9 protein-coding genes and 1 other RNA gene are annotated in these 12,051 nt (G+C 36.9%); 4 read left to right on the top strand and 6 right to left on the bottom strand.

Translation table 11 applies throughout. From position 1 onward, the window contains the following. Positions 1 to 73: 73 nt before the first annotated feature. Positions 74 to 634 (bottom strand): DUF4126 domain-containing protein, encoded by a 561-nt coding sequence (locus JM84_RS09270; RefSeq protein WP_144783896.1) that lies wholly within the window; start codon positions 632 to 634, stop codon positions 74 to 76. Between the two features lie 168 nt (positions 635 to 802). Further along, positions 803 to 2,239, bottom strand: a complete 1,437-nt coding sequence (locus tag JM84_RS09265) for an ATP-dependent RecD-like DNA helicase (protein ID WP_144783894.1) — start codon at positions 2,237 to 2,239, stop codon at positions 803 to 805. A gap of 114 nt (positions 2,240 to 2,353) precedes the next feature. On the opposite strand from JM84_RS09265, the gene JM84_RS09260 reads away from it, so the two are divergent. The 3 genes from JM84_RS09260 to JM84_RS09250 are packed head-to-tail and all read left to right on the top strand — an operon-like array spanning position 2,354 to position 4,345. After that, positions 2,354 to 3,004 (top strand): hypothetical protein, encoded by a 651-nt coding sequence (locus JM84_RS09260; protein ID WP_144783892.1) that lies wholly within the window; start codon positions 2,354 to 2,356, stop codon positions 3,002 to 3,004. Continuing rightward, the gene (locus tag JM84_RS09255) at positions 2,997 to 3,788 is read left to right on the top strand and encodes a DUF3822 family protein (protein WP_186439111.1); all 792 of its coding nucleotides are present in this window, start codon (positions 2,997 to 2,999) and stop codon (positions 3,786 to 3,788) included. The genes JM84_RS09260 and JM84_RS09255 overlap by 8 nt, the downstream gene beginning before the upstream one ends. Then, positions 3,785 to 4,345 (top strand): RsmD family RNA methyltransferase, encoded by a 561-nt coding sequence (locus tag JM84_RS09250; RefSeq protein WP_144783888.1) that lies wholly within the window; start codon positions 3,785 to 3,787, stop codon positions 4,343 to 4,345. The genes JM84_RS09255 and JM84_RS09250 overlap by 4 nt, the downstream gene beginning before the upstream one ends. Positions 4,346 to 4,473: 128 nt before the next feature. Here JM84_RS09250 and rnpB read toward each other — a convergent pair. From rnpB to JM84_RS09230, 4 genes are all read right to left on the bottom strand, one after another. After that, positions 4,474 to 4,795, bottom strand: an RNA gene (gene rnpB / locus JM84_RS09245) — RNase P RNA component class A. A 58-nt stretch (positions 4,796 to 4,853) separates the two neighbouring features. Next, positions 4,854 to 7,433: a phosphoenolpyruvate carboxylase gene (locus tag JM84_RS09240; protein ID WP_144783886.1), complete on the bottom strand. Its 2,580-nt coding sequence runs from the start codon at positions 7,431 to 7,433 to the stop codon at positions 4,854 to 4,856. A gap of 324 nt (positions 7,434 to 7,757) precedes the next feature. Further along, entirely contained in the window at positions 7,758 to 9,827 is a 2,070-nt protein-coding gene (locus JM84_RS09235) for a M16 family metallopeptidase (protein ID WP_144783884.1), read from the bottom strand. Then, positions 9,827 to 11,146 carry a M16 family metallopeptidase gene (locus tag JM84_RS09230; protein ID WP_144783882.1) on the bottom strand — a complete coding sequence of 440 codons (1,320 nt, stop codon included), beginning with the start codon at positions 11,144 to 11,146 and terminating at the stop codon, positions 9,827 to 9,829. Before JM84_RS09230 ends, JM84_RS09235 begins: the two co-directional genes overlap by 1 nt. 238 nt (positions 11,147 to 11,384) lie before the next feature. Here JM84_RS09230 and JM84_RS09225 point away from each other — a divergent pair, with 238 nt between their 5' ends. Then, positions 11,385 to 12,032, top strand: a complete 648-nt coding sequence (locus JM84_RS09225; protein WP_144783880.1) for a DUF4159 domain-containing protein — start codon at positions 11,385 to 11,387, stop codon at positions 12,030 to 12,032. Positions 12,033 to 12,051: the final 19 nt, after the last annotated feature.

Raw genomic sequence — 12,051 nt, 5'->3', positions numbered from 1 at the left:
CGGTACGAGTTTCTCGACAGCGTGATACATCACCTCAAAACAAGTAGCGAAGTTAGTGAAAAGAGTACAAAAGCTATGCTCTTCTAAGACGACGAATTACCTTCCAAACTAAGCCCACTAATAACAATACGAGAATTAGTGCCAAAATAGGAGAAAATATACTTGCCACAGAGACTGTAGTCGCAGCAATTGTTTCTGTCCCAGCGATTACCGGGTTTGCGAGTCCGCCAGTGGTTGCAGTACTTCCTAATCTTGTAGCACTTGTAGTGCCAGAAACTGCTGCCGCTGCTCCGCCTCCTGCAATTATGGCCAGTGCCCATGTGATGGTAGGATCCATATCACCCATCGTTGCTACCATTAATAATGTACCTGCTACTGCAGCTAGTGGTACCGATATAGTGTCTAGAATATTATCTACCCAAGGGATAAAGTAAGCTCCTATTTCAAAAATTGTGGCGACTCCTAGTAACACTAATGAGGGAACACTTCCCACCCATTCCCATGAATTGTTTACAGGAAACCAACCAAAATGTGCCGAAAGACTTAATACTAATAAAGGGACAAACACTCTAAAACCAGCAGATGCCGCTAGAGAAAACCCTAGAATGATACTTACAATTAACTCAAAACTCATAACGGTAAACTTAACTAATAATGTGCATAAGGTAAGAATGAAAAAGAAAAGTGCCAACGTACTAACCTAACCCTAGCCCCGATTGCAGTGAAAATCCCGCAAGAGCTGGCGCAGCCGCGATGAGGAATTGTAACGTAAAGCGGGAAATAGCTCCAAAAGACCTACAACTTAAGCCTCTTCTACAAACATATCATCTTTAAAACCTATTAAGTACAGCTTACTTTTAGATCGTGTGATAGCTGTATATAACCATCTCAAATAATCTTTATTCATCCCGTCAGGAAGATAGGGTTGCTCTATAAAAACATTATCCCACTGTCCACCTTGTGATTTGTGACAGGTGATTGCATAGGAGAATTTAACCTGTAAGGCATTAAAGAATTTATTATTCTTTATTTTTTGGAAACGTTTGTAATTAGAAGTTTCGTCTGCATAATCTTTTTGAACTTCCTTATATAAGGTGTCACCTTGCTCATAAGGAAGTGCTGGCGTCTCAAGTGTAAGTACGTCAAGCATGACAACAGTTTCAAAAGGTTGCATCTGTGGATAATCTACCATTTGCACTTTTACCTCTGCAAAACGGAAACCGTAGAGTTCCTTAATTGCTAGAATTTCTAGCACCTTTACAATATCGCCGTTTGCAATAAATCCAGCATCACTTTTTGCATCAATCCAGAAGTAGTTGTTCTTTACCACCATTAAGTGATCTCCAGCCGAAATTTCTTCCTCTTGAAATAGAATTCTGTTTCTTATTTGCTGATTATATAAGTTTGCTCGTTTGTTAGACCGTACGATGATGGCTGTCTCTTCTGTACCTACACTACTGTAACAGTCGTTAATGGCATCCATAATCTCATGACCATCTATAAGTCGCACAACGTCTGTAAATCCTGCGATGTCAAATTTAAAATCTTCATAAAACTCTTCAGAGAGTTGCTCCCTTAAAGCGGTTGCGTTCATAAGGATACCACTATCCTCTGCTTGCCTCATTACTTCATCAAGCTGTATGGTCTCGACATTTTTATTATACTGCATGGAAAGCAAATTAATGTCAAGTGCAGGTGACATATCAAGCTTTACTGGTGGTAACTGCGCCTCATCACCTACCAGAATGAGCTTACAATTATGACCGCTATAGATGTATTGCATCATATCATCCAGTAGTGACCCATTATCAAAAAACTTAGACTCTGCAGCCCTATCAGAGATCATAGATGCTTCATCAACTATAAAAATGCAGTTTCTATGCTTATTGGGTTGCAGACTAAAAGAAACGCCGCCTCCACGCTCTTTTTTGGGGAAATAAATTTTTCTATGGATGGTATAGGCTTGCTTTTTACTATAATTACTCGCCACCTTTGCAGCTCTTCCTGTAGGTGCCATGAGCACAGATGTCATGCCAGCTTGCCATAAATTTTTAACTACAGTCCCAATTACTGTTGTTTTACCTGTACCTGCAAACCCTTTAAGAACAAACACTTTATCCTTAGATATGTCAAATAGAAAAGTAGACAATTGCTCTAACAGCCTGTCTTGCTTTAAAGTAGGTGTGTGCACAAAGTCCTTAACTAGCTGCTTGTAAAATGCTCTGGGTTCTTTAATCATAGGAGGTTGAGAATGCTCGCAAATTACATAATGAAAAATGAGATAATAAATTTTTGTGTGTAAAAAAAAATTGTAGATTTGTTCCTAACCATAACTAATTTTAAACATCATTACATGAAACTAGTAATACAGCTTGTACTTTGGGTAGTAATTGCCGCTTTAGGCTACCTTCTTTTTAACGCAGTTTGGGGAGAGGTAGAATTTAATGAAATAAAAGAAAAGCGATATAAGGCCGCTATTACCAATATGAGAGACTTACGTCAGGCTCAATTAGCTCATAAAACTGTAACAGGTAAATATGAAAAAGACTTTGACAAACTAGTTCGTTTTATAGACACAGCTGAGTTCACAATAACTCAACGTAGAGATACAACTATACTTGATGTAGAAAAAACTAAGCGTTTCCGTGTAGATACTTTCAAAGAAATTGTTGTTACAGATACATTAGGTACTAAATCTATTAAGGACTCTTTATTTAAAGGTTCAGATCGTTATAAGACAATGATCAATGTTCCTATTGAAGGAATCGATGCAAAGTATACAATGGACGCTGGAGAAATTGAAAAAAGTAACACAATGTATCCTGTTTTTGAAATATCTATAAAAAAGGATATTTTACTTGCAGATCAAGATAAAGACTATCTTCAAAAAGAAAAGCAAATTGTATCTGTAGACGGTGTAAATGGTGATGCTTTAACTGTAGGGTCAATGGTTTCTATTAACACAAATGGTAACTGGCCTAAGAGTTACGGTGCTAATGACTAATAGCAAGCATACAAATTCATTATATAGTCTGTCCATCCAAATACATTTGGATGGACTTTCTTTTTTTACTCAACATATCCATTCTAAGGACGTAAAGGATGCAGAGGTGGTGCGCTTTCGCGAAAACGTGAATCCTACAACCCTACTCGTTGAAATAGAAAAGGCTTTCAAAGAGATAGAGGCGCTTGCACAACCCTTTTCTAAGGTTACTGTGGTATATGCTAACGAGTTGTTTACACTTGTCCCACAGGCGCTATTTGATAGTGAGAAGGCCGCAGACTATCTCAAGTTTAATACAAAGATTTTAAGTACTGATTATATAGCTCACGACACCATAGATTTTTATGATCTTATCAATGTTTATGTGCCCTATTCAAACATAAACAACTTCTTCTTTGACACTGTTGGATCGTTTGAGTATTATCACAGTACTACAATATTTGCAAAACATCTTCTTACGGAGTATTCTAATAATGAAGAAGCTCAAGTATTAATAAATTTACAAAGCTCGTATTTTGAGATGGGCGTTGTAAAGAATAAAAAACTACTTTTTATTAATAGGTTTGAGATACGCGCCAAGGAAGATTTTATATATTACCTACTATTCACTCTAGAGCAACTAGAACTCAATCCAGAAAATACATCTGTAACACTTACAGGTACTATAGAAAAGGATGACGAATTTTATAGTATAGCACATACGTACATCAGACATCTTATTATTAAAGATAGTCCGTCTACCAGCCTCACAAGATCTCAATCCCTACTCGCAACACTACTATGACAAGAATAATCTCAGGAAAATATAAAGGACGCCGCATCGCTGCTCCAAAAAAATTACCCGTACGCCCTACCACAGATATGGCAAAGGAAGCATTGTTTAATATTCTGAGAAGCAATTACCATATGAGCCAGCTTAGGGTTTTAGACCTTTTTGCTGGTACAGGAAATATAAGTTATGAGTTTGCCTCACGCGGCTCAGACCAGATTACAGCCGTAGATGCAAATTATGGTTGTGTGCAGTTTATAAATAAAACGGCAGAGGAGTTTGAATTTTCAATTCAAACTATAAAAAGTGACGTATTTAAGTATTTAGAGCGTGCAAGAGGCACTTATGATATTATTTTTGCAGATCCACCTTACGACATCGACATTAAGGATTTTGAAAAAATAGCAACGCTTGTTTTTAAACAAAATTTGCTAGATCAAGATGGCACCTTGATCATAGAACACGGAAAATATACTAAAATGGACTCGTTTCCTAATTATGTACAAACACGTAATTATGGTGGGAATGCCTTCAGCTTTTTTGAAATGCCAGAAAGCGACGAAGAAGAATAACAATTTATTCAAGCACGCTTTCGCAAGACTCGTCCCGAATTCACTTTGGGAAGCATAACATATATAGTATAACAAATAAATCCCGCAACTAGCGGGATTTATTTGTTATAAAAAGCTTGTAAAATCTTAAAAAAAGCAGGCCTATAAGCCGGATTCTGTTCACTCTAGATGATTCTAGAGATTCCTTATTATTTATCTGGGATTACCATTACTAGTAACCTCTATCTGCCTACCCTCTCACAACGCGCGGATCGCACTTAACTGTGAGTATACTTGACATTGCACCGCATAGAGTTTACCTGGGTTCGCTACAGCATTACCTGTACATTCTTTCTGTTGCACTTGTCCTCCACTAAAAATAAATTTAGCGTGACGGCCGTTAGCCGCTATGCTATCCTATGGTGTCCGGACTTTCCTATCCATTGCTGGATCAATAAGGCGGCCTGCTGGCGCAAAGGTACTCTAACTATTATAAGGGAGCAACGCATTACTCCCTTATGATGCTTTTTTATGCCGAGTTTCTACTCGCATTAATATTACCAAATAATGATCTCGTCACCATCTGCTCATACACAGCAAGCTTATCTGATTGTTCTCCAGATTTTTGCATTTCTTGTATAGCTCTCAATGCATATTGCTGGATGGTAAGAAGTGGTAATACAATGCGCTCCCTTTCTTGTATGGAAGCCTTACCAGCTTGCTCATTTTCCATTAACTCCTTGAGTCCTGACACTTCAAGCATTAATCGCTTGCTACGCTCATATTCATCAAATAGAATTTTCCAGAAAGCACCAAACTCCTCGTCATCTGCCATATAAGCCGTTAAGCCAAAGAATGACTTGGTAAGGCTCATCATACTATTTTCAAGCAGCGTACGGAAGAATGAACTGTTCTTATAAAGCTCTTTTACCTCGTCAAGTGTTCCTTTTTCTTCAAAAGAAGCCAGCGCAGTACCTACGCCATAAAATCCTGGAACGTTTTGTTTAAGTTGGCTCCAACTGCCCACAAAAGGAATTGCTCTTAAATCCCCAAAATCTAGCGTAGACTTCTGAGAACGCTTACTTGGCCTACTACCAATATTTGTTTTTGCATAATACTTAAGCGTACTCATACGCTCTAGGTACGGCAAGAATTTATCGTGCTGTTTAAAAGCTGTATAAGCTTCATAACTCTTTTGAGCTAGTGCTTCTAGTGTGGCTCTATCAGTATCTGTAATGTCATTATTTGCAGAAGCAAAAACTTCATTTGCAACACCACTACTTAATAATTGCTCCAGGTTATATTGACATGAATCCAATGTTCCAAAATTTGAACTGATGGTTTGTCCTTGTACTGTAAGTTGTATTTCTTGAGCTTCAATTTTTGGCCCTAAAGATGCATAAAATTGATGTGTCTTTCCGCCTCCACGTGCTGGTGGTCCTCCTCTACCGTCAAAGAAGATTACAGTAACCCCATATTTTCTAGACATGGCAGTCATTGCTTCTTTGGCTTTAAAAATACTCCAGTTTGCCATGAGATACCCACCATCCTTGGTTCCATCAGAGAAGCCTAGCATGATAGTCTGGCGCATGCCGCGACGCTTTAAATGCGCACTGTAGGTTGGGTTTGTATACAACGCCTCCATCACTTCTGGCGCAGCAATTAAATCTGGAACGGTCTCAAAAAGTGGGGAAACATCTGCAGTAGGCATATCCCAATCACATAGTCTTAAGAACGTAAACGCCTGCATTACATGCAATGCACTTTGTGAATTACTAATGATATAACGGTTTGAGCCTTTTTCTCCATTTTCTTCCTGAATGGTTTTCATTGCATAAATGGAACCTAGTGTTTTTGTGACAACTTCTTCACTAAAACTCTCTGGATCTAAGGAGCCAGAAACATCATTTAAAAAGGCAATCTGTGCTTCGTCATCTAGACTCAAGTAGTTCTCTGGAAATATGGCTTTACCATCTATCTGAGCATGTGCTACTATTTCTTCGAATACAATTTTATGAATACTACTATCTTGTCTTATATCTAGGGAAGCAAAATGTAACCCAAACAGTTCTACTTTGTGAATTAAGCTATCTATATGGTCTAAGTATAAACTTTGATGTTTATCACGCACGACATCTCGCACCTCTTTAAGAACGGTAAGAATATGCTTTTGATCAATCTCTGGCTTACCTTCTATAAAAATCGCTTTATACAACGCAACCTCTAATGATCCCAGAAGTTCCTCAGTACCTTGAAAAGTTATACGACGACGCAGTTGTCTTAGTTCGCGATAATAATTCCTTAGTACGGTGCTGCGTAATTTACGTGCAACTTTAAGCGTGATTGCTGTAGTCACAAATGGATTACCATCGCGATCTCCACCTGGCCAAAAACCTAAATCTACTAGTGAGTTACTAAAAGTTTCGTCTTGTATTAAGTGCTTATGTAAGTAATCATAAATAGCACCTGCACTATGGTAAAACACATTTTCTAGGTACCATATTAAACTTACTGCCTCATCATAAGGCGTTGGTTTTTCTTTCTTAAAGAAAGGTGTTTTTCCTAATTGAGCCAGTAATGATTTTATGTCTTCAAGACGGTCTTCTCGTATTGCTTCACTAAGATCATTAATAATACCTAGCACAACTCCTGGATAAAATTGCGTAGGGTGTGCAGTAAGTACTGGTCTTATTTTAAAAGTATTTAAGTAAGCAATAAGCTCTTCTTTTTTACCAGTTGCCTCTGCTTCTTCTTTTATGTTACGCAGTGTTCCGCGTCCGTCCATATTGTTTACAATACGATATGAAGCATCCTCTATCGCATCAAAAAGTACTACTTGGCGTTCTATATATTGAATAAACTTAAACAGTAAATCTTCTCTTTCCTTTGCCGAAGCATCTCTCATGTATCTCTCAAAGAAATACTCAATGATTTCTGAAGGATTTTTATTGTCTTCATATCCTGCTTTACAAATAGAATGAAAAAGCGGTAGAAGTACTCCTGTATTTGAAATACCGTCAAAGGGAAGTGTCATAAATATAGCGTTATACACTTCATATTTTGACTTTACGTTTGTATTAAATCTCTCAATTTTTGGTTCTCTAGACATGGGTATTATTTTTATTAAAAGTACATATCACTTTTCACTTACTATATAGCGTTGTTAAATTTCAGAATCTCATAATTACACTTGTTTATGAGTTAACCTCATTAACAAATAGCAAGTTAATGCATATTAAAATTTATAATTTCTCTTTTTTGATGGGTTATTATTACGCTTTCGCGAAAGCGTAAAACCACACACTTCCCGCTTTTTTTGAATATTCTGAGAAGTTAAGTAGCAATAAGGAGTTTATAACAATGTGCAAGGTAAAGTAAGAGCATAAAAAAAGGCCAGCAATCGCTGACCTTTTTAAAATTATGTGATTAATGATTACTCAAAATCTGCATCTGAAACTCCTTCATTTACTTTGATCTCTGTAACATTAAACTCTATAGCCTGTGGGCCTAAAGACTGGCTCAATGTAAATGGAAACATAATTCCTCCTACATCTTGATACTTGCTATAAACGATTGTAGTTTTGAACGTTTGACCTTGTGCTTCTTGTACAGAAACTTCTTGAAGTTTAAGTCCAGTTTTTGCACTATAATATGCCATTTTACCTCCTTCAACCTTTACAACATAAGCATCTTCGCCATCTACTTTCTCCATACCTTCTAGAGTAGCTCCACCACTTAACCAGTTAACTTCTGGAAAAGGAGAAGATTCTGCTTTTACTTTTGCAATATCATCACCTTCTAGGTCTTTGCGTTGCCCTTGTGCTACCATATAAGCCTTCTCACCATCAAGCACTTGCTTAGAAAGAGAATTACCTCCCATCATGATATTTTGCACAAATTGCTCTTTAGTCGTCTTTTTAAGCTCAAAATCTAACGTCATACCTTGAACAGTACCTTGCGCTTTTATGTACACAGAGTTTACTGCTGCAATCTTATCCTTACCTCCTATGGCAGCAATGTAAGATTCAAGCACTTTATTTACCGTTAAATCTGCTGGAAGTTCTTTCTTAAATTCTGGCTTTGCAATTGCTTTACCATATACATCATAATACTTTACTGGTACAGCTTTACCATTAATAACAACATTGTTAAGATTATCAATTACCTCGCTACCTTTACCTGTAACTACAATTCTAGCATTGTCTCCTTTAAACAATTTACTTGCAGCATTCTGCACGTCTTGTTGAGAAACTTTATCAATGTTAGCAAGGTAATTCTTATAGAAATCCTTTGGAAGTCCTTTGCTCTCAATATTGTATGCATAGTTTGCAATAGTTTGTGGTCGCTCTAGCGCTAGTACAAAGCTACCAGTGTATTTTGCTTTTGCATTTGCAAGTTCCTCAGCAGATACTGGCTCAGATCCCATGCGATTGATTTCCTTTACGATCTCAACTACAGAGCTATCTGTAACAACGTTACGTACACTTGCTGTCGCACTGAAACGCGTTACCGTTTTCTCGTTAGATCCTATTCTAGAATAAGAACCGTAGGTATATCCTTTATCTTCACGTAGGTTGTTAAAAAGACGAGCTTCTCCACCACCACCTAAGATGTTATTTGCAATCAATGCAGGAAAATAATCTTCATCTGTCATTGTAAGGTTTACCGTGTTCTGAACAGCAATTTCTGACTGTACAGCGTTATCCATATTTATAAAATTGATCTCTGTAGTAGATGCATTATCTTTCTCTGAGAATGGAGTTTCAGGAATATCTCCTTCTTTCCAGTTCTTGAAATTTTTAGTTACAATCTTCTTTACTTCATCAAAATTAACATCGCCTACAATAATTAGGTATCCATTATTTGGTCTAAAGTAATCAGAGTGAAACTTCTGCACATCTGCAAGATTAACATTGTTTACCGTCTCTTCAGTTGTAAACTCCCCGTAAGGGTGATCTGCACCGTATGCAAGAACGCTTTGTACACGACCTGCAATTGCACTTACACTCTTCTCATTAGATTTTAAACCTTCTATGAGACGTTCCTTTTCTTTCTCAAACTCTACTTGTGTAAAGTTAGGATTGATACCAGCATCTGCTGTAAGCTCTATAAGTCGCTCAAAATATTTTGATAATCCGCTAGCAAATGCACTTTGAGAACCAAAACTTATGTTTGCTCCTAAGTAATCTACCTCTTCTTCATAAACATCCTTTTCAATGTTTTTAGAACCTTTACCTAGCATAGATGACGTAAGGGAAGCAACACCTGCCTTATCTCCTTCTACAATAAGAGGATTATTCATGGTAAGTTGAATAGATACTCTAGGTAATTTTTTATTCTCAACAACCATTACTTTTAGGCCATTCTTGAGCTCAAAAGATGCTGGATCTTTTAGGTTAATCTCAGGAGCTGGGCCTGGTTTAGGTTGTATGCTTCTGTCTACTTGTGCATAACCAGCAGTTGCTAGCATTAAAAGTGCACCTAATATAATATGCTTTTTCATTAATTTTCTTTTTGAGATTCTGGTAAGTACTCTAATATTACACGCTCATTTTCTTTAAGGTACTTTATAGCAGCTGCTTTAATGTCCTCTCTTGTTATAGATCTGTAAATATCAATCTCTGTATTAATAAGATTAGTATCATCATATAACATGTAGTTACGAGCAAGTGAATTTGCAATACCTTCTACACTACTGTTAGAGTTTACAAAACGGTTTTCAAATTTATTTTGAAGCTTTTGATAATCCCTTTCAGATATAAGTGTTGTTTGAAGTTTTACAATTTCCTCATCCATTTCTGTTATTAAATCGTCCAATGAATTATCACCTAGAGGTAATGCACCAATTAAGTAAGAACCATAATCTTCTTGTGCACCACTAAAAGCAAATACTTGTAATGCTTTTTTCTGATCATCTACAAGTTTTTTATAAAGTCTAGAGCTTTTACCATCACTTAAAACAGATGACACCATATCTAATACATAAGCATCTTTTTCTGTTTGAGCAGGTGTTCTGTAAGCCATAAATATCGCAGGAATCTGGATATTTGGATCATAAAACTTCTCTCTTACAGGCATCACAGGATCTTCCTTAAACGTGCTACGTGCAATATCCTTACCTCTTGGGATAGGTGCAAAGTATGTATTAATCATCTCTTTAGTGTCTGCAATATCAATATCTCCAGCTACTACGAGTACCGCATTATTTGGTACGTAATAGGTATCACTAAATTTTTGAAAATCTTCTAGTGTTGCACTAGCAAGGTGATCAAGAGATCCTATGGTTGTCCAGCGGTATGGATGCTTCTTAAAAAGCATTTTACCTATTACTTCTTGAAAACGTCCATATGGCTGATTGTCTACTCTTAAACGTTTTTCTTCTTGCACTACTTCTTTCTGAGTATCTACGCCTATTTGATTGATGATTGGGTGCAATAAACGTTCAGATTCCATCCATAGACCTAATTCTAGGTTGTTAGAAGGAAATACTTCGTAATAATACGTTCTGTCTTGTGTAGTGTTTGCATTGTTTTGTCCTCCGTTTGAAGAGACAACCTTAAACCACTCACCACGCTCAATATTTTCTGTACCCTCAAAAAGTAAGTGTTCAAAAAAGTGCGCAAAACCAGTTTTATTTGGATCTTCATCTTTTGCACCTACGTGATACATTACAGATGTAGTTACTACTGGAGCGCCATTATCCTGATGAAGAATAACGTGCATTCCATTGTCAAGATCATACTCTTCAAAGCTAACCTCTTGAGCATTAAGCGCTACGCCACTTAATAAAAGAGCTGCTAAAGCATACATTTTCTTTTTCATATTAGATTTTAAAGTTATTGTTAGTACGTAAGTCGCAACAAGATAAAATTGTTACAACTTTACGTAAGTAAATTTAAATACTCGTTTGATTAAACACAAGCCACTTGTATATATATTCCTACAATTTAGAATGATAATACCTAATCTACAGTACATTAGTATTCTGCTGCAACTTTCTTGTTAATTAGGACTTCCATCATTTTGGTATTCACTATTTTTATTTTTTAAGAAAAACCTTATGAACCGTAGTATTCTCGCACTTGTTATCATGTTATTTATGTTCGCTTTCGCGAAAGCGCAAGATCTAGCTGTACTTAAATATAAAGGCGGTGGAGACTGGTATAGTAATCCAACTGCCCTACCTAATCTTATTACTTTTTGTAATAAAAACATCAACACGAAGATGAATCCCGCTCCCGTATCTGTAGATGCTGGTAGTACAGATATTTTCCAATATCCCTTATTACACATGACTGGGCATGGTAATGTTCTCTTTACAGATAATGATGTAGAAAACATGCGTAGCTACCTAATAAGCGGAGGTTTCTTGCACATTGATGATAATTACGGAATGGCTGAGTATTTACCTAAGGAACTTAAAAAGATCTTCCCAGAGCAAGAACTTACAGAACTTGCCGCTACTCATCCTATATTTTCTAGCGCATATAGATTCCCTAAAGGGCTACCTAAAATCCACGAGCATGATGGCAAACGACCACAGGCGCTAGGACTTTTTTATGAAGATAGACTTGTTGTGCTTTTCACTACAGAATCAGACCTCGGTGACGGCTGGGAAGATCCAGAAGTACATGGAGACCCAGAAAGCGTACGCGAGAAGGCACTACAAATGGGTGCTAATATTGTTAAGTATGCTTTTGAAAACTAATATTTAAAGATTCACCATA

This window comes from Dokdonia sp. Hel_I_63, assembly GCF_007827285.1.
Classification (GTDB): Bacteria; Bacteroidota; Bacteroidia; order Flavobacteriales; family Flavobacteriaceae; genus Dokdonia.
This window is presented reverse-complemented; position numbering and strand designations above follow the sequence as displayed.